The organism is Rubellimicrobium sp. CFH 75288 (assembly GCF_009904055.1).
In the GTDB taxonomy this organism is placed as follows: Bacteria; Pseudomonadota; Alphaproteobacteria; order Rhodobacterales; family Rhodobacteraceae; genus Rubellimicrobium.
On sequence record NZ_WYDP01000033.1, the window covers coordinates 1 to 18,535 of the forward strand.

An 18,535-nucleotide genomic window follows, 5' to 3' on the forward strand; every position below is an offset into this window, starting at 1 on the left:
TCGGGTTGTTCAGAGCGAACTACGAAGCTGAGCACTGGGAACAGGCCAGGGCCGACGCCGGAGAGACGACGCGCTTCGTTGACGTGGCATTCGACTCCGTCCGCGATGCAACGTCGGACGAAATCGTCCCTCTGGAACAGCTGCAAAACCGCGAGCCCGGCCAGGAATGGAACCCGCAGTCTTCCGGGATCGAGATCAAGGCAAAAGCTGCCCGGACCCTGGAGCGCCTATGGAAGGCGCTGTCACCTATCGCATCGGGCGCCACTCCGCCGGGGGACGACGCCGGTTCTGGGGATGCATCTCCAAAGAAACTCGCGCCGCCCCTGAACCTCATTCTCTACGGCCCGCCCGGGACCGGGAAGACCCACCGCCTCAAGAACGATTACCTGCCGCAATACTTGGACGAGGCCGGTGATCGCTTCGAGTTCGTGACGTTTCATCAGAGCTACGCGTATGAGGACTTCGTCGAGGGCATTCGCCCGGTCACGGAGAACGGGGCTGTCACCTACGAGGTGCGGCCAGGGGTATTGAAGCGGCTCTGCGATAGGGCCCGGCGCGCGCCGGACAAGCGGTTCGCCCTCTTCATCGACGAAATCAATCGCGGAAACGTCGCCAAGATCTTCGGCGAGCTGATTACGCTGGTCGAAGTGGACAAGCGTATCCGCATAGATGCCTCGGGAAACCGCTTGGCGAGCTGCAAGGGCCTGGAAGTGACACTCCCCTACTCTGGTGAGCGTTTTGGTGTGCCCGCGAATGTCGACGTGATCGGCACCATGAACACCGCGGACCGCTCAATCGCTCTGCTCGACAGCGCATTACGGCGCCGATTCCGGTTCGAGGAACTCACACCGAAGCCGGAACTGCTTGAATCGATCGATGACAGCGAGGGCAACGCGATCGACCTGCGTCAGCTCCTGCAGGCCATGAATGCCCGCCTGTCCCGCCTGCTGCATCGCGACCAGACCCTTGGCCACAGCTACTTCTACCACGTGAAGTCCTTCGACGAGCTGCGCCGTGTATTTGCGCGGGAGATACTGCCGTTCCTGCAAGAGGCGTTCTACGACGACTGGCGTCAGATCCGATACGTCCTCGCCGACCAGGCCGTAGAGGAGGAGCTGCAATTGGTCCGGGCGCGGACACAGAATGCCGCTGTGCTTTTTCCCAAGGCGGACCCGACCGAAATCGGGGACGGTGAGGCGTTCGAGATCATTCGGGAAGACGACATCACCCCGGACGCAATCCGGAAGATTTACGAGCCACCGGAATGAGGTGCCTGACCTTCCGAGAGAGGGAGGGCGTAAGCATCGGCCCGGCCGGCGGGATCAGCGAGATCGAGGCAGAAGGGATCGCGAAACTCGCCGGACGTCTGCCACCCGGGGTCCTCACGTGGGGCCATCGGTCATTGAAGTTCGGGCCGTTCTGCGGAGTCCTGCAAACCGAGCAGCTGGCAATCGAGATACTTCCAAAGATCGACCATGGCAGCGATAGCAGCGAAAACATGCGGGGCCTTCTAGTGGCCATGCTTGCTCGTGCTGGAGAGCTCGGATCGAAGCGCGTAGGCGAGGCCGGCCTCGGGCAACAGCACAGCCACCTCCTGGACGTCTTCATCGAGGATTTCTGCAGCCAGGTGAAATCCGCGCTCCGAGGCGGGGCCATTGCCCGGTACTCGGAGAGGACGGAGAACCTCAATGCTATCCGCGGACGGCTAGAGCTGACCGAGCACCTGCGCATGAACGCCTTCGACCGTTCTCATCTACTCTGTCGCTTCGATGAGCGCAGCATCGACAACCCCTACAATCAAGCGCTCAAGGCGGTCCTTCGGATCCTTCTAGGGCTCGCCCTGAGCCCGAGGACCCGGGCGATGGTCGCGGCGTTCCTCCATCGCTTTGACGAGGTGACCGATCGCAGGGTCAGGGCTCGCGACGTCGGCGCCCTGCGGTTTGATCGGACCATCCGACACTGGGAGCCGGTGTTTGAGCGGGCCCGCTGGCTGCTGACAGCACTCTATCCGGATGTTCGCGTCGGCGACTCAGCTGGTTCCGCTCTGCTGTTCAACATGGAGAAGCTCTTCGAGACGGTACTCGGACTGCGCATCCGGCATGCCTGCCTGGTGCAGGCCGGTGCTCGCCTTACTGTCGGACTTCAGAGCCCTGTGAAGAACCTCGCGACGGCGGGCTTCCAGCTGCGCCCCGACATCACCGTTCAGAGCGGAGACGAGTGCGTCGCCATCTTCGATGCAAAATGGAAGCGCCTCGATCTCGCCGAACCGAACTCGAGCGTCTCGAGCGACGACACATATCAGATGAACGCCTACGCCAGTCGCTACCGCTGCAAGCGACTCGCGCTCGTTTACCCGGCCTCAAGGGACTGCCCGCCAGGGAGGATCACCGAGTTCGTGCTCATGACCGAAGAGCGGCCGGTACTGGATGTTGTCGCAATCGATGTTCGAGAGCTCCCCTTTGGCAGCGGGATCCCGGCCGGTATCGATGCGATGATCCCGATCGAGCCGCACTGGAAGCAATGGTCATCGCAGGCACCGATTTACGAAGCGGTATGAAGGACTTCGGCCCCTCTTGCTTCCACAGTGCTTCCACGGTGGGCTCAAAGGCAAACGCCGCCCCGGAGAGCGGCGTTCAAGCGTTTGATAACGCGGAATATTTTTGGTTGCGGGGGCAGGATTTGAACCTGCGGCCTTCAGGTTATGAGCCAGATACCACACAACATATAGAGCCTTGATTGTTGACGCGTTTTCCGGCCTAGTCTCCTAGACGGCTGTTTTATTGTGGCTATCCGGCGCGACCGCCTGTGACTCGCCGCCAGCGAACGACAAGAACAGCCATATGATGTGTTGACACAGTGTTGACACGGGGAGGCTGGAATGACCGAGAAACTGACCGAAGCCGCCGCCCGCAAGGCCCTGCCGCCGGTGCGCGGGCAGTCCATGCTCTGGGACGCGGAGGTGAAGGGCTTCGCCCTGCGGGTGACGCCGGGCGGGGCAAAGTCCTTCATCCTGGACTACCGCGCCGAGGGGCGGCAGCGCCGGATCACCATCGGCGCCTGGCCGGACTGGACGGTGGCCGCCGCGCGGCAGACCGCAAAGGACATGAAGCGCGAGGTGGATCTCGGCCACGACCCGATGGGCGAGCGGCAGGCGCAGCGCGAGGCGCCGACCGTGCAGGAAATGTGGGAACGCTATGCCCGCGAGCACCTGCCCAAGAAGGCCGAGCGCAGTCAGGCCGACGAGCGCATGATGTGGGAGAAGATCATCCTGCCCCGCTTCGGCAAGATGAAGGTCGCCCAGATCAGCCATGACGATGTCGATGCGCTCCACCGCGACATCACCGAGATCCGCGGCACGCCCGTCCGCGCCAACCGCACCATCGAGGTGTTGCGCAAGGCGTTCAACCTCGCGATCCGCTGGAAATGGCGCGACGACAATCCCGCCTCGGGCGTGCGCCGCAATCAGGAGGAGAAGCGGAACCGCTATCTGAACCGGACCGAGATCGCCGCGCTGGGGCAGGCGCTGAACGACCATTCCGAGCCCATGTCCGCGAACGCGATCAAGCTGCTGATGCTGACCGGCGCCCGGCGCGGCGAGGTGCTGGGCGCGACATGGGAGATGTTCGACCTCGAGAACGGCGTCTGGACCAAGCCCTCTGCGCACACCAAGCAGCGCAAGCTGCACCGCGTCCCGCTCTCGGGCCCGGCGGTGCAGCTGCTGGTCGAGATGAAGGCCGCCGCCAATGCGAAGGCCGAGGGCATGCCGCCCAGCCCCTACGTCTTCCCCGGCTCGACCGGGAAACCGCTCACCGAGATCAAGCGCACATGGGTCTCGGTCTGCCGCAGGGCGGGGCTCGGCGCGGAGGTGCCGGTGCTGGACGCGAAGGGCAAGCCGGTCCTCGACCGCAAGGGCAACCCGAAGACCGAGTTCCAGCCGAATGTCCGGATCCACGACATCCGCCATTCCTTCGCCAGCATCCTCGTGTCGGCGGGCGCGTCGCTGCCCTTGATCGGCCAGATGCTCGGCCATACTCAGGTCCAGACCACCCAGCGATACGCCCATCTGTTCGACGATCCGCTGCGCAAGGCCGCCGAGACGGTGGGCGCCTTCGTGTTGCAGACCCCCGCGGAACAAATCATAAACAAGGAAAACGCGGAGGCTGACGATGCCCGTTCTTGACTATGGACACCTGCTGGCACCCGGCGGCCTCTATCGCGCCCAGATCGCGGTCCGCACCGTCATGGCATGGCCCGACCTTGCCGACGAGCAATCCCGCCGGGAGTATGTCGCCACGCTCATGTCGATCCATCTGGCCGACCTCAAGGCCAAGCGCGACGCCCTTCCGGACCCTGCGGCGGCAGACGGGTGGGAGGACACGATCCTCGCCATCGAGCAGCACGAGGCGTGGATGGCGTCGCACGAGGAGTTCGAGGCATGGTTCGATGAGGCTGGCGGACATGCCACCGTCAGCATGGCGCCCGGCTTCCGGTTCTTCGAGAGGGACATGGAGAAGCGCGTCGGCAGCTGGTTGGCGGCCGGTCTCATCCTCGCGCTGGTGCGGCGCATGGCCATGCATCACGCCGACCTACCGGGCGGGGCGAGCGTCAACAAGGCCGTGTTCATTCTCGAACGGGTCAAGCTGCCCAACGTCCCGCGCAACAGCCACGACCTGCGCAAGGCGTGGAAGACCTACAAGCCCGTCGCGCATTTCTGCGCCGTGCTGTTCGACTGGTTCATGATCGCCTTCACGCACAACGAGACGCCCGAGGAAGTCGGCGCCGCGATGGAGGGCGAGCTGAACGAGAACTTCATGATGTTCCTGTCCGAGGCGGAAGCGTATCTCGAATTCGGCCTTGCCCATCAGCCCCTGCGCGCGAAGGCACAGACGCTGCTGGATCCCGACGATACATGGATCCTGCCGCAGTATCGGCCATGGCCGGGATCGCCATTCAAGCCGCAGCCGCTGTCCGGCGCCCTGCTGGAGGCCGCGCTGGACTACCGCGCCCCGCTGCCCAGCGTCTGACTACTGAGCCGATCCGGCTCACTAGATAACGGTCTCCCCTCACCAATAACGGACCATCGGGAACGTCGGCATCTCTCGGGCATCGGCGGCGCGTTGCGTCGCCTGGCACGAAGGAGACGCCGATGACCCAACCCCTTGCATCCGGAGGCGCCGAGAGGGCCGCCACCGTCGCCCCGCCGCCCGATTTCCTCGACGGCTTCATCTCGGAGGAGGACTACGCCGCCCGCCGTGGGGTGTCCTTGCGCACCTGTCAGCGCGACCGCCAGCTGCGCCAGTCCCCGCCCTTCGTCGTGATCGGCCGGCGCGTCTACTACCGCATCGAGGCGGTGCGCGACTGGCTGCTCGCCCGCGAACAGGAGGCCTCCCGCAAGCCGAGCGCCCCGCGCGCCGGGAGGGGCCGATGACCGCGCCCGCCACGCTCGCGCCCGACATGATGGTCGGCGCCGCCGAGATCGCCCGCTTCCTCTTCGACTCCGACGAGTTCCGGTTCCAGCGCCGCGTCTACTACCTCTGCACGCGCTCGAAGCGCCCGCTGCCGCATTTCCGGCTGGGCAGCCGCATCGCCACGCGCCGCTCCACGCTGATGGACTGGATCGCCCTGCAGGAGGGCTTCGCCAATGCCTGACACTCCCATCCAGTTCACCGGCTCGATCCTCGAACAGCTGGAAGCCAAGGTCGCTGCGGAGGCCGCGCATCTGCTGCCTATCGTCCACGCGATCCGCGATCACGGTGTCGGCTTCCTGGTGATCCCCCAGCGCGCGACCGGGCTCGAGCGCGGTCTCGCCCTTCTGGAACGGCCCTTCATCGTCATGGTGGGCGACGACACCGACTGCGCGCTCGGCCCCGATCAGTATGACAGCAAGGCGCTCGACCGTCTGATCGGCATGGCCGACGGCGTCGCCATCATCTCCTGCGCCCCGCCGCCCGAGGCCTATTCCAGCATCGCCCTGATGGCCATGGCGCAGCGCAACGGGCTGATCATCGAGACCCGACCCGAGCAGGAGATCGCCTGGACCAACCGCGTGCAGGCGGTCTGCCCCGAGATGCCGATCCTGCTCTGCACCGTGAAGGGGCCGCGGCAATGACGGTGCAGGGCGACCCTCTCGACTTCAACGGCACGCCGCCCGGCTCCCGCGCCCGTGCCGCCACGCGCATGTCCGTCTCACAGCTGGCCGACATGCTGCAAGACCGCATCGCGGACCTGGCCCGCGACCTGCTTGGCGAGCCGAACCGGCAGCTTTCCGGCGCGCAGCAGCTGCGTTTCGGCACCAAGGGCAGCCTCGCCGTGGAGATCGACGGCGCGAAAAAGGGCCGCTGGTTCGACCACGAACATGGCGGGGGCGGTGCTGCGCTCGAACTGATCGCCCATCGTCTGGGGCTGGACGAGAAAGCCGCATGGGACTGGGCGCGGGCCTGGCTGGGCGAACCCGAAGCCGGTCCCTCCTGGTCGGCGAAGCCGCCCGCGGCGCCCGCGCGTTCCGCCTCGGGCTCGGTCCAGCCCAAGGAACCGACGCCCGAGGAACGCGCCGAGAAGGTGGCCGAGATCGTGCGCCGCAGCGAGAGCCTCGTCTCGACGCCCGTCCTCGCCTATCTGCGCCATCGCGGGATCACCGCCACGCCGCCCGACTGCATCCGCTATCGTCAGTACGCCTATCGCCAGTTCGGCGCCATGGTCGCGTTCGCCACCGACGAGGCGGGCGAGGTGCTGGCGCTGCAGCAGGTCTATCTGACCGCCGAGGGGCGGAAGGCCCCGGTGAAGGTGGTCAAACGCACCAACAAGGCGGTCGAGGGCTGGGCCGAACGCGCCGCGGTGCGACTGCCGGGGCGGGAACCGCTGGTGCTCTGCGAGGGAGTCGAGACCGCGCTCTCGGTCTGGCAGGCGACGGGACAGGAGACTTGGGCCTGCCTCGGCATCTCCAACATTGGCCGCGCGCCGGTGCCCGCGAACGCCACGGTGATCGTCGCCCGCGACGGCGATCTGCCCGGCAGCAAGGCCGAGGGCCAGATCACCCGCGCCGCAAGCATGCTCGCGCATCGCGGCATGACCGTGCTGATCGCCACCCCGCCCGAGGAGCAGGACTTCAACGATGTGCTGGTCCGCGAGGGCGAGGCGGCCGTGCGCAACCTCATCGCGGGCGCAGAACCTTTCCGCGCCGAGGAGGCCGACACCGGGCGCAAGCGACTCTACATCGGTTCGGACGTGGAGATCGCGAAGCGGGTCCGCGAGGATCTGACCGAGCGCCACGGCCGCATCGTCCATGCCGATGGCGAATTCTGGCGCTATGGCGGCACCCATTGGGAGGCGATCCCCGACCACGAAATGCGCCTGCCCGTCCACACCTATGACGGCGCGGGGTTCCTCACGCCCGCGGGCGAGCCCTCGAACGTCAAGCTGACGAAGACCCGTGTCGACTCGATCCTCAACGAATGCGCCGCCCTCTGCGCCATGCCCGGATACTTCGACGCCCCGCCCGCTGGCATCAACTGCGCCTCGGGCTTCGTCCGCTTCGACGCGGAGGGGACGCCGCGCCTCGAACCCCACCACCGCGAGCACCGCTGCCGCCACACCCTGCCCGGCCGCTGGCCACCCGGCGCCGCCGGAACCCCGCCCGCAGGCTCGCTGCTCGCCAGGCTCCTGACCGGCAGCTTCAAGGGCGACCCCGAGGCCGAGGCCAAATGCGCCCTGCTCGCAGAGGTCTGCGGCGCGGCTGCGCTGGGCTACGCCACCCGTCTGATGCAGCCGCGCGCGGTGGTGCTGCACGGCAAGACCGCCGAGAACGGCAAGAGCCAGGTGCTCGAACTGGCGCGCGGCCTCCTGCCCGCCAGCGCCATCTGCTCGGTCCCCGCCTCGAAGATGGGCGACGAGCGGCATGTGATCGGGCTGGTGGGCAAGCTGCTGAACGCCTCCGACGAACTCTCGCCCGAGGCCATCGCGTCCGACACCTTCAAGGCCGTGGTCACCGGCGATCCCATCGAGGGGCGCGACGTCTACAAGAGCCGGGTCGAGTTCCGCTCGGTGGCGCAGAACCTCTTCGCCGCGAACCAGCTGCCCAGCTTCAAGGGCGGCGTGGACCGGGGCGTGCAGCGCCGCCTGCTGCTGATCCCCTTCACCCGCTCGATCCCACTGGAGGAGCGCATCGAGGACATCGGCAAGCGCATCGCCGCCGAGGAACCGGACCTGCTGCTGGCATGGGCAGTCGAGGGCGCGGCGCGGCTGATCCGCCAGCGCAATTTCGCCATCCCGCAGGGCTGCCACGAGGCCCTCCTCGAATGGGTGCTGAGCGAGGATCCCATCGCCGCCTGGATCGATGCCTGCGTATCGGTCGTGCCCATCGTGAACGGCGGGCCGATGCTGGCCACGCGCGATGCACACCTGCGCTTCCAGAACTGGGCGCTGGCCGAGGGCTACAAGCCCGAGAAGCTGCCCGCCATCAACGGCTTCGTCCAGCGCGTGCAGGCGCGCGTCGCGGGGATCCAGCACAAGCGGACCAAGGAAGGGCGGTTCTTCATCGGCCTCGCGGTGACGCAGTGGTGACGCACCAAACCGGCTTTTTGGCTCCTAACCCATTGAGAGTGTTGAGATGACGCACTTCGGCTCAGACATTTCGATAAGGGGGGAAACTCTCTCCCCAATCCTCATCACTTTCCCCCATATGAAAAGGTTGCCGGGGGAAGTGCGTCATCTCAACACTTTCAAAGGCTTGAGCCTGAAATCCCGTCATCCTTGCGTCACCGGTGCGTCACCCGAGGCGCCGAGCGCGCCCGCCCGAGGCAGGGTCAAGCCGGAAGGATCGGGAAAGCGGCGGTTCCTCCCGGGCCGATCCGTATGTGGGGACGCGCAGCGCATAAGCCCGCCAGCGTCAGGGGGCGGAGATGACTAAACTCGACAGCGCCGAGACCAAGACCGCCTTCGCCGCCCGCGTCGGCCTGACCAAGGGCCGCATCTCGCAGCTGGTGGCGGAGGGGCTGCCGGTGCGCGCGGACGGGCGGATCGACGTGGCGGTGGGCCTCGCCTGGATCGAGGACAACCTCGATCCAGCCCGACGCAACAAGGGTGGTGCCACCGCCACCCCTGGCCGCGTCTCGACCACGCTGGCCGAGGCCAAGCGGCTGCATGAGATCGTGAAGGTCCAGCGTGCCAAGCTGGCCTTCGAAAAGGAACAGGGCCTGCTGGTCGAAACCGCCGCCGCCACGCGCACCGTATTCGCACGCGCGCGTGCAGAACGCGACGCCCACATGGCGTGGGTCCAGCGCACAGCCCCGCTGCTAGCGGCTGAGGTCGGCGCCGATCCGCGTGCCACCTTCGCGGCCCTGGACCGGATGATGCGCGAACATCTCGAACACCTGGCCGACCTGCCCTTGGGGAGTTTTGGCGATGGTGCCTGACATCGATCTCGCCTGGCGGCGCGGCATCCGCCCGGAACCGCCCATCCCCGTGTCAGATTGGGCCGACCGCAATCGCATCCTGCCGCCGACCTCTGCGGAACCGGGCCGCTGGCGCACCGACCGCACGCCTTACCTGCGCGCAGTGATGGATGCGCTATCCACCTCCAGCCCCTATGAACGCGTGGTGCTGATGAAGGGTGCGCAGACGGGCGGGTCCGAGGCCGGACTGAACTGGCTCGGCTACATCATCCAGAACGCGCCCGGCATCGCCATGCTGGTCATGCCCTCGCTCGACATGGTGCGCCGGAACACCACCGTCCGCATCGATCCGCTGATCGAGGCCACCCCTGCCCTGCGCGATCTGGTCTCGGCCCCGAGGTCACGCGACGCCGGGAACAGCCTGTTCCGCAAATCCTTCCCCGGCGGCCAGCTGGTGATGACCGGCGCGAACAGCGCGGTGGGGCTGCGCTCCACGCCCGTCCGCTACCTGTTCCTCGACGAGGTGGACGGCTATCCCGGCGATGCCGACGGCGAGGGCGATCCGGTCGATCTGGCGATCCAGCGCACCGCCACCTTCCGCGGGCGGCGCAAGATCTACATGGTGTCCACGCCCACGCTGAAGGGCCACTCCCGCATCGAGGCCGCCTTCGAGCACAGCGACCGGCGGTTCTACCACGTCCCCTGCCTGCATTGCGGCGACATGGCCCCGATCACCTGGGCGCGCATCCGCTGGCCGGAGGGGCGGCGCGACCATGCGCATCTGATCTGCGAGGCCTGCGGAGGCATTCACCATGAGCACGAAAAACCGCGCCTGCTGGCGGCGGGCGAATGGCGCGCGACGGCCCGAGGCGACGGCCGCACCGCGGGCTTCCACCTCTCCGCGCTCTATTCCCCGTGGGAGACATGGGCCGAGATCGCCGCCGAACACGGCCGCGTGCGCAAGGATCCCGCGCGTCTGCAGGTCTGGGTCAACACCAGGCTGGGCGAGTCCTGGGAGGACCAGGCGGGCGACACCGTTCCGGCCGATCCGCTCATGGCCCGGCGCGAGGACTGGGGCGAGGCGGTTCCCGCCGCCGTCGCCGTGCTGACCGCGGGCGTCGACGTACAGGGCGACCGGATCGAGGTGCAGATCCTCGGTTGGGGCCGCGACGAGGAGGCATGGGTGATCGACTACCGCGTGCTCTGGGGCGACCCGTCCGGGCCGCGCCTCTGGTCCGATCTCGACATGGTGCTGCAGGCGACCTTCCCGCATCCCGCCGGGCTCGACCTGCCAGTGCGCGCCGCGGCCATCGACACCGGCGGTCACCACACCAAGATGGCCTACGAGTTCTGCCGCACCCGCCTCGCCCGCCGCATCTGGGCGATCAAGGGCCGCGGCGGCCCCGGCATCCCGGTCTGGCCGCGCCGCCCCACCCGCACCAACAAGGGCAAGATCCCGTTGTTCATCGTTGGCGTCGATGCCGTTAAGGACGCGGTTTACGCCCGCCTGAAACTGACCGAACCCGGCCCCGGCGCCATCCACTTCCCCCGCCGCCTCGACGCCGACTACTTCCGCCAGTTGACCGCCGAACGCGTCGTCACCCGCTTCGAGAAAGGCCGCCCAATCCGCTCCTGGCAACCCAAGCGCGACGGCGAACGCAACGAGGCGCTGGACACCTTCGTCTACGCCCACGCCGCCCTGCACGGCCTGATCAGCATGGGGATGCGCCTGAACGAGGAGGTGGAGCAGATGCCGGGGCGGGCGGCGCCCGGGCGCGAGAGGCCCGAGGTGATCCGGTCGGCGTGGATGCGGTGATCGCGGATTGACCATCCCGGCCCGTTGTGACCATTCTGACCACAAATCAGGGAGGGGCCCATGAAGGCCGTGTCTGCCCGCGAGGCCAAGCACCGCTTCGGCCAGCTGATCGACGAGGCGCGGGCCGAACCCGTGGTGGTCGAGAAGCACGGGCGCCCGGTGGTCGTCGTCCTTGCGGTCGAGGAATACCGGCGGCTGACCGGGCAGGCGGTGGAACCCTCGGGCAAGGCGCGCCCGCGCAGCGATGCGACGGCGCAGGACAACAACGGGGACGAACGCTAGCGCATGCCGATACTGAACTGGCTGACACGGGACGAGGACATCCGCACGGCGCAACGCGTGCCCTATCGCCTGCTGGAGGAAGTCCCGGAGCTGTCGGCGGGCGACGGCGGTGCGGGCAACATGCTGATCCAGGGCGACAACCTCGAGGCGCTGAAGGCGCTGCTGCCGTTCTATGCGGGCCGGGTGAAATGCATCTACATCGACCCGCCCTACAACACGCGCTCGGCCTTCGAGCATTACGACGACAACCTCGAGCATACGCAGTGGCTGGCCATGATGTGGCCCCGGCTGGAACTGCTGCGCGACCTGCTGGCCGAGGACGGCTCGATCTGGGTGTCCATCGACGACAACGAGGGGCATTACCTCAAGGTCATCATGGATGAGGTATTCGGGCGCTCGAATTTCGAATGCACCTTTGTCTGGCAGAAGGTTGACAGCCCAAACGACAATAAGCCGCCAATCACGCCCGATCATGAGTTCGTGCTTTGCTACAAGGCGAACAAGAAATCCGTCACATTCAAGAAGAAACCCGATGAATCTATCCTGAGATCATACAGGACCACATTGGAGGAGCCCCGTTTTCATCGTGATCGGCTCGTGAAGAAAAACGGAAAGAACTCGCTCAGAAAAGATCGTCCAACAATGTATTTCCCCCTTCCTGCACCTGATAGAACTCGCGTCTATCCAATACATGACGACGGACGGGAGGCACGGTGGGCATTTAGTTGTAGCGGCGTCAAAAAGCTCAAGCGCGAGGGAAGGCTAATCTGGAAGCAGCGTGAAAAGAATGGTGAGCTTGTATGGGTGCCTTATGCGCGCGAATTCGCACCTGATTTGCCCAAAAGACCACACCAAACGATTCTTCTGGACGTAAAGACAAGTCGTCAAGCGAAAGCCCATGCGCGCGAGTTGCTTCCGGGCATTGAACCAATTGAGACTATCAAACCGGAGCAGCTATTGGAGCGCATCCTTCAAATTGCGACGGACCCGGGTGACCTCGTGCTCGATTCCTTCCTCGGCTCCGGCACCACGGCCGCCGTCGCACACAAGATGGGTCGCCGTTACATCGGCATCGAGATGGGCGAGCACGCGGTGTCCCACTGCGCGCCGCGCCTGCAGAAGGTGATCGACGGCGAACAGGGCGGCATCTCTCAATCCGTCGGCTGGCAGGGCGGCGGCGGATTCCGCTTCTATCGCCTCGGCCCGCCCGTGTTCGACGAGGACGGCCACATCCGGCAGGACATCCGCTTTCCGGTGCTGGCGGCGCATGTCTGGTTCTCGGAAACCGACCGCCCGTGGGACGGTCCGGGGGATGGCAAGGCCGAAAGCCCGCTGCTGGGCATCCACGATGGGCGCGCCCATGCGCTGCTCTACAACGGCATCCTGGGCGACAAGCGGCCGGACGGCGGCAACGTGCTGACCCGCGCGACGCTGGCCCTGATCCGCGCCGATATCGCCCGGCTGGCGCCGGGCTTCGACGGCCCGCTGACCGTCTATGGCGAACAATCCCGGCTGACGCCCGCGACGCTGGACCGCGAGCGCATCACCTTCAAGCAGACGCCCTACGACGTCAAAGCGCGGAAGTGAGGGGGCGTCCGATGAAACTGAAGCAATACCAGACCGATACTCTCTCCGTTCTCCGCCGCTTTTTCGAGGAGGCGCGCGTGGCGGGCCCGAAGGGCGCGTATGAGGCGATCTCCAAGGAGCCGGAGCAGGCGAAGCGGCTCGGCCGCTATGGCGGCACATACACGCCGCTCGCCGAGCTGCCGAACGTTCCTTACGTGTGCCTGCGTCTGCCCACCGGCGGCGGCAAGACGATCCTCGGCGCATACTCCATCGGCATTGCACGCGATGCCTGGGTGGAGAAGGACTATCCGATGGTCCTGTGGCTGGTGCCGTCGAACACCATTCGCCTGCAGACGGCGGAGGCGCTGAAGAACGCCCGCCATCCCTATCGACAGGCGCTCGACGAGGCCTTCGACGGACGGGTGCGCGTGTTCGACATCGCCGATTTCACGCACATCCGCCCGCATGATATCCGCGACCATTGCTGCATCGTCGTAGGCACGATCCAGACGCTGCGGGTCTCGAACACGGAAGGTCGCAAGGTCTATGCCCACAACGAGAACATGGAGCCGCATTTCACCGCACTGCCCAAGTCCCTGCCGGGGCTGGAGACGCTGGACGGCGGCGGCGTGAAATTCTCCTTCGCGAACCTGATACACATCCATCGGCCGCTGATGATCGTGGACGAGGCGCACAACGCCGTTACGGGCCTGACGCGGGAGATGCAGGCGCGGGTGAACCCGTCCGCCATCATCGAGTTCACGGCAACGCCGCGCCTCAACTCCAACATCCTGCACAGCGTGACGGCGCAGGAGCTGAAGCTCGAAGAGATGATCAAGCTGCCCATCATGCTGTCCGAGCACGACACTTGGCAGAATGCGGTGAACGGCGCCATCGCGGCGCGCGCCATTCTGGCCGAGGAAGCCGACAAGGACCCCGACTACATCCGGCCAATTGTCCTGTTCCAGGCGCAGCCCAAGAACCAGGAGGTGACGGTCGAGGCGCTGAAGAAACACCTGATGGAGGTCGAGCAGATCCCCGAGGACAAGATCGCCGTGGCGACCGGCGATCAGCGCGAGCTCGACGGCATCAATCTGTTCGATCCGAAGTGCCCCATCGAATACGTGATCACCGTCGAGGCGCTGAAGGAGGGCTGGGACTGCTCCTTCGCTTACGCCTTCTGCTCCGTCTCGCGGATCCAGAGCGCGGTGGATGTGGAGCAGCTGCTGGGGCGCGTGCTACGGATGCCCTACGCCAAACGCCGCAAGGCGGACGCGCTGAACCGTGCCTATGCCTTTTTGTCTGAACCATCCTTCGGCGAAGCGGCGCGGTCGTTGGCCGACAAGCTGGTCGCCATGGGATTTGAGGAGGACGAGGCCCGCGACAACATCGAACCGGCGCAGACCTCGCTCGATGCCGACACCGGCCTGTTCGGACCGCGCGACAAGCCGAAGCCTACCTTCAAGCACACGGTGATGGCGACGCCCGAGGTGGTTGCGGAGTTGAGGAAGCGCGAAGGCGTCAGCGTCCGCGACACCGGCGGTGGCAAGATCGAGATCGCTGTCACCGGCCGCGTCGACGGCGAGCTGGAGAAGGTGATCGCCGACACGTTGCCCGAGACGGAACGGAAGGGCTTCGCCGAGGCCGTCTCGAAATACCGCGTCGTTGTGAAGGACCAGTTGTCGCCCGCCGAGCAGGGCGAGACCTTCGAGGTCCCGCGCCTAATGTCGGAGATCCAGGGCGAGCTGGAGTTCGCCGACACCGACGTGTTCATGGAGTTCCACGACTGGTCGCTGCTCGATCATTCCTCGAAGCTGGGCGAGGCCGAGTTCGCGATCCGCGAGACGGCCCGCAGCTTCGAAATCGATCTCGACGGCAATCGCATCACCTATCAGTTCGCCGACGAGGCGGAGCAGCTGGCGCTCGACGTCGACGTCGAGGGTTGGACCCCGGAGGCGCTGGTGCTGTGGCTCGACCGGCAGGTGCGCCAGCCGGACATTCACCAGACCGAGCTGTTGCGCTGGTTGCGCGACCTCGTCGGCCACCTGATCACCGCACGCGGGATGCACATTGCGGCGCTGATGCGCTGCAAGTTCATCCTCGCCCGAAAAGTCCGCGAGAAACTCGCCGCCATCCGCCAGCAGGAGCGCGACGGCGTCTACCAGCGATATCTGTTCGCGCCCGAAGCCAAGGTGGACGTGTCCTTCGATGAGGCGTTCAGCTTCAAGGACGGGATGTATTGGGACCAACGCCGGTATCGTGGTCGCTGGAAGCCGCGAAAGCACTTCCTTGGTCCCGACCACGTGCCGGCCTTCGACGGCGCCGAGAATGGCGAGGAGTTCCAGTGCGCGCAGGCCATCGACAGCCTGCCGGGTCTGAAGTTCTGGATCCGCAACGTCGCCCGCCATCCCAACTCGTTCTGGCTGCCGACCGCGACGGACAAGTTCTACCCGGATTTCGTGGCGCAGTTGGAGGACGGCCGCCTGCTTGTCGTCGAGTACAAAGGCGCCCACATCGCCGAGGGTCCCGACACCGCCGAAAAACGGACCATCGGCCAACTGTGGGAGAAAAAGAGCGGCGGAAAAGGGCTCTTCATCGTCGTCGAGAAGACGGTCGACGGGAAGGACATGCGGGCGCAGATGGTGGAGAAGATTGGCGCCTGATCCCGATTCGTCTGGCTGACTGGCGAATATTCTCAAACGTTCCCAATAGCTTGATGCTTGCCGCCGCGCGAAAATCGGCGGCATGCGGAACTTCGTCCAACGGCTTCTCGGGATCGGCAGGACGCGCGCCTTCGACGCGGCGGGCGGCGGCCGGCGCTGGGAGAGCGCCAAGACGGTCGATGGCCTGAACGCCGCGATCTTGGCGGGCGCCACTATGGCCGCACGCCGCGCCGGCTGGTATGCCCGCAACAACCCGTGGGTCGCGGCGGCGGTGGACAGCCTGGTCGGCAATGTCGTTGGCGCCGGGATCAAGCCGCAATCCACCCATCCCGACCGCGCGGTGCGCGAGCGGCTGCAGGCGCTCTGGCTGCGCTGGACCGATCACGCCGCCCCGGACGGGCTGGCGGATTTCTACGGGCTGCAGGCCATGGCCGTGCGCGCGATGGTCGAGAGCGGCGAGAGCTTCGCCCGGCTGCGGGTGGCCAGCGACGCCGCCAGCCTTCCTCTCCACCTCGAGCTTCTGGATCGCGAGCAGGTTCCCATGGACCTGCACCGCGAGATCGGCGGCGGTGCGCGGATCCGCGCGGGCATCGAGTTCGATGCTGCCGGTCGAAGGGTCGCCTACCGGGTCTTGTCCTCCCGCCCGGGCGATCCGCTGGGGTCTCTCCGCATGGACCCGCTCCGCGTCCCCGCCGCCGATTGCCTGCACCTGTTCAAGCCGCTCGCCGCGGGCCAGCTGCGCGGCATAACCTGGCTCGCGCCGGTGCTGCTGCGGCTGCACGAGCTCGACCAGTTCGAGGATGCGGCCCTCGTGAAGGCCAAGGTCGCGGCGCTGTTCACCGGCTTCATCACCGATCCGGACGGCACGGCAGGCGGGCTCTCGGGCACCAATACCGGCGGCGCGCTTACCGTGGGCATGGAGCCCGGCAGCCTGATCCCCCTGCCACCCGGCACCGACATCCGCTTCTCCAATCCGACCGAGCACGATGCCTATGCGCCCTTCGTGAAGAACCACCTGCGCGCCGTCGCTGCGGGGCTTGGCCTGCCCTACGAGCTGGTCTCGGGAGATCTGGAGGGTGTGACCTATTCCTCGATCCGCGCGGGGCTTATCGAGTTCCGCCGCCGGGTCGAGCAGTTGCAGCACACCGTGGTGGTGCACCTGTTCTGCCGCCCGGTGTGGGAGCGGTTCGTCCGGCTTGCGGTGCTGACGGGCGATCTTCCGGCGCGGGACTTCGACCGGAACCCGGACGCCTATCTCGGCTGCGAGTGGCTACCGCCGAAGTTCGACTACGTCGATCCGATGAAGGACGTGCAGGCCGAGATCATGGCGATCGGCGCGGGGCTCAAGAGCCGGTCCCAAGCAATTTCCGAGCGTGGCTACGACGCCGAACAGGTCGATGCCGAGATCGCCGCGGACCGCGAGCGCGCGGAGGGGCTAGGGCTGAGTTTCGGCCAGACGGCGGCGCCGCAGCAGAAGGAGTCTGCCGATGACTGACGCCCTCGAACTGCTCACCCGCCGCGCCACACTGGCGCCCGCCACGGCCGATCCTGAGGCTCGTACGGTCGAGGTAGTCTGGTCTACGGGCGCACCCGTGCGCCGCCGTGACATGGCCGGGCAATACATCGAGCGTCTGAGCCTCGATCCGCAGGCGGTGGACCTGTCGCGCCTGGAAGGCGCCAGCGTCCTCGACGCGCACCGCCAGACTGCCGTGCGCGACGTGCTCGGCTCCGTCCGCAGTGCAGCAGTGGACGGCAAGCGCGGCACGGCGCTCATCCAGTTCTCTGCCCGGCCCGAAGTGGAGCCGGTCTGGCAGGACGTGCTGGCCGGCATCCTGCGGCATGTCTCGGTCGGCTACTCGGTCGAGGACTGGGCCGAGACGACCGAGAACGGCGCGCGCGTGCTGACAGCCGTGCGCTGGACACCTCACGAGATTTCCCTGGTGCCGACGCCCGCCGACCCCGGCGCCCACATTCGCATGGAGACACAGATGACCGACACGACCGTCACCCCCGGCCCGCCCGAGGCGCAGACCCGCGCCGCGATTAACACCGAGATCCGCGCCATCGCCCGTATCGCCGGGCTGGATCAGTCCTGGATCGACGGGCAGATCGACGCGAACGCCGATGCCGACACTGCCCGCCGCGCGGCCTTCGAGGCGCTGGCGAAGCGGTCTGCACCGCCGATCCGCACCGAACAGGTCCGCGTCGAGATGGGCGAGGGCCACGACGACCCGGCGCTCCGTGCCCGGCAAATGGGTGAGGCGCTCTACGCCCGGATCAACCCGCGCCACGAGCTGAGCGAGCCCGCCCGGCGCTACGCCTACGCCACGCCCGTGGACATGGCGAAGGAACTGCTGACGCTCCGCGGCGAGTCCACCATGGCGCTGTCGCCCGCGAGCCTCGTAACCCGCGCGCTGCACACGACATCCGACTTCCCCATCATCCTCGGGGACACGGTGGGCCGGGTGCTGCGCGACGCCTACCAGGCCGCGCCCTCGGGCATCCGCCGCCTCGGCCGCCAGACCACGGCGCGGGACTTCCGCGCGGTGAACAAGATCATGCTGGGCGAGGCGCCGCTGCTGGAGAAGCTCAACGAGCACGGCGAGATCAAGGCTGGCACCATGGCCGAGGCGCGGGAGGCCTACAAGGTCGAGACCTGGGCGCGGAAGATCGGCATCACCCGGCAGGTGCTGGTGAACGACGACCTCGGCGCGTTCTCGGACCTCGCCCGCCGCATGGGCCAGGCCGCGGCCGAGACCGAGGCGCGGATCCTCGTCACCCTCCTCGAGGCGGGCAGCGGCAACGGGCCGACGCTGTCG

At 66.7% G+C, this 18,535-nt stretch carries 15 protein-coding genes; all 15 read left to right on the forward strand.

Annotation, left to right across the window (positions count from 1 at the left end; translation table 11 throughout):
• Positions 1-1,268: McrB family protein (locus GT358_RS15855; RefSeq protein WP_166583613.1), on the forward strand; the 1,268-nt coding region annotated here is incomplete at its 5' end.
• Positions 1,265-2,557: an McrC family protein gene (locus GT358_RS15860; protein WP_166583614.1), complete on the forward strand. Its 1,293-nt coding sequence runs from the start codon at positions 1,265-1,267 to the stop codon at positions 2,555-2,557. The genes GT358_RS15855 and GT358_RS15860, both read left to right, overlap by 4 nt.
• A gap of 321 nt (positions 2,558-2,878) precedes the next feature.
• Positions 2,879-4,180, forward strand: coding sequence for a site-specific integrase (locus GT358_RS15865; protein WP_166583615.1), 1,302 nt, complete (start codon positions 2,879-2,881; stop codon positions 4,178-4,180).
• Positions 4,167-5,024 carry a hypothetical protein gene (locus tag GT358_RS15870; RefSeq protein WP_166583616.1) on the forward strand — a complete coding sequence of 286 codons (858 nt, stop codon included), beginning with the start codon at positions 4,167-4,169 and terminating at the stop codon, positions 5,022-5,024. The genes GT358_RS15865 and GT358_RS15870 overlap by 14 nt, the downstream gene beginning before the upstream one ends.
• A 122-nt stretch (positions 5,025-5,146) precedes the next feature.
• A complete protein-coding gene (locus GT358_RS15875) occupies positions 5,147-5,428 on the forward strand; it encodes a transcriptional regulator (protein WP_208103578.1) in 282 nt (93 codons plus the stop codon).
• Complete coding sequence (locus GT358_RS15880) at positions 5,425-5,649, forward strand: hypothetical protein (RefSeq protein ID WP_166583617.1); 225 nt, start codon at positions 5,425-5,427, stop codon at positions 5,647-5,649. Before GT358_RS15875 ends, GT358_RS15880 begins: the two co-directional genes overlap by 4 nt.
• On the forward strand, positions 5,642-6,109 hold the full coding sequence (locus GT358_RS15885) for a hypothetical protein (protein ID WP_166583618.1): 468 nt from the start codon (positions 5,642-5,644) through the stop codon (positions 6,107-6,109). Before GT358_RS15880 ends, GT358_RS15885 begins: the two co-directional genes overlap by 8 nt.
• Positions 6,106-8,559: a toprim domain-containing protein gene (locus tag GT358_RS15890; RefSeq protein ID WP_166583619.1), complete on the forward strand. Its 2,454-nt coding sequence runs from the start codon at positions 6,106-6,108 to the stop codon at positions 8,557-8,559. The genes GT358_RS15885 and GT358_RS15890 overlap by 4 nt, the downstream gene beginning before the upstream one ends.
• A 338-nt stretch (positions 8,560-8,897) precedes the next feature.
• Positions 8,898-9,410, forward strand: a complete 513-nt coding sequence (locus GT358_RS15895; protein WP_166583620.1) for a hypothetical protein — start codon at positions 8,898-8,900, stop codon at positions 9,408-9,410.
• Positions 9,400-11,205: a phage terminase large subunit family protein gene (locus GT358_RS15900; RefSeq protein WP_166583621.1), complete on the forward strand. Its 1,806-nt coding sequence runs from the start codon at positions 9,400-9,402 to the stop codon at positions 11,203-11,205. Before GT358_RS15895 ends, GT358_RS15900 begins: the two co-directional genes overlap by 11 nt.
• 60 nt (positions 11,206-11,265) lie before the next feature.
• Complete coding sequence (locus GT358_RS15905) at positions 11,266-11,487, forward strand: type II toxin-antitoxin system Phd/YefM family antitoxin (RefSeq protein WP_166583622.1); 222 nt, start codon at positions 11,266-11,268, stop codon at positions 11,485-11,487.
• Positions 11,488-11,490: 3 nt separating this feature from the next.
• Complete coding sequence (locus GT358_RS15910) at positions 11,491-13,074, forward strand: site-specific DNA-methyltransferase (RefSeq protein WP_166583623.1); 1,584 nt, start codon at positions 11,491-11,493, stop codon at positions 13,072-13,074.
• Positions 13,075-13,085: 11 nt separating this feature from the next.
• Positions 13,086-15,716 (forward strand): DEAD/DEAH box helicase, encoded by a 2,631-nt coding sequence (locus GT358_RS15915; RefSeq protein WP_166583624.1) that lies wholly within the window; start codon positions 13,086-13,088, stop codon positions 15,714-15,716.
• A gap of 82 nt (positions 15,717-15,798) precedes the next feature.
• Positions 15,799-17,211, forward strand: a complete 1,413-nt coding sequence (locus GT358_RS15920) for a phage portal protein (protein WP_166583625.1) — start codon at positions 15,799-15,801, stop codon at positions 17,209-17,211.
• Positions 17,204-18,535 (forward strand): HK97 family phage prohead protease (locus tag GT358_RS15925; RefSeq protein WP_166583626.1); only part of this gene is annotated, 1,332 nt, incomplete at its 3' end. The genes GT358_RS15920 and GT358_RS15925, both read left to right, overlap by 8 nt.

What these genes read in the sequence shown, in the direction of transcription:
- GT358_RS15860 (WP_166583614.1), top strand. Translation starts at nt 1,265, where the DNA reads ATGAGGTGCCTGACCTTCCGAGAGAGGGAGGGCGTAAGCATCGGCCCG.
- GT358_RS15865 (WP_166583615.1), top strand. Translation starts at nt 2,879, where the DNA reads ATGACCGAGAAACTGACCGAAGCCGCCGCCCGCAAGGCCCTGCCGCCG.
- GT358_RS15870 (WP_166583616.1), top strand. Translation starts at nt 4,167, where the DNA reads ATGCCCGTTCTTGACTATGGACACCTGCTGGCACCCGGCGGCCTCTAT.
- GT358_RS15875 (WP_208103578.1), top strand. Translation starts at nt 5,147, where the DNA reads ATGACCCAACCCCTTGCATCCGGAGGCGCCGAGAGGGCCGCCACCGTC.
- GT358_RS15880 (WP_166583617.1), top strand. Translation starts at nt 5,425, where the DNA reads ATGACCGCGCCCGCCACGCTCGCGCCCGACATGATGGTCGGCGCCGCC.
- GT358_RS15885 (WP_166583618.1), top strand. Translation starts at nt 5,642, where the DNA reads ATGCCTGACACTCCCATCCAGTTCACCGGCTCGATCCTCGAACAGCTG.
- GT358_RS15890 (WP_166583619.1), top strand. Translation starts at nt 6,106, where the DNA reads ATGACGGTGCAGGGCGACCCTCTCGACTTCAACGGCACGCCGCCCGGC.
- GT358_RS15895 (WP_166583620.1), top strand. Translation starts at nt 8,898, where the DNA reads ATGACTAAACTCGACAGCGCCGAGACCAAGACCGCCTTCGCCGCCCGC.
- GT358_RS15900 (WP_166583621.1), top strand. Translation starts at nt 9,400, where the DNA reads ATGGTGCCTGACATCGATCTCGCCTGGCGGCGCGGCATCCGCCCGGAA.
- GT358_RS15905 (WP_166583622.1), top strand. Translation starts at nt 11,266, where the DNA reads ATGAAGGCCGTGTCTGCCCGCGAGGCCAAGCACCGCTTCGGCCAGCTG.
- GT358_RS15910 (WP_166583623.1), top strand. Translation starts at nt 11,491, where the DNA reads ATGCCGATACTGAACTGGCTGACACGGGACGAGGACATCCGCACGGCG.
- GT358_RS15915 (WP_166583624.1), top strand. Translation starts at nt 13,086, where the DNA reads ATGAAACTGAAGCAATACCAGACCGATACTCTCTCCGTTCTCCGCCGC.
- GT358_RS15920 (WP_166583625.1), top strand. Translation starts at nt 15,799, where the DNA reads ATGCGGAACTTCGTCCAACGGCTTCTCGGGATCGGCAGGACGCGCGCC.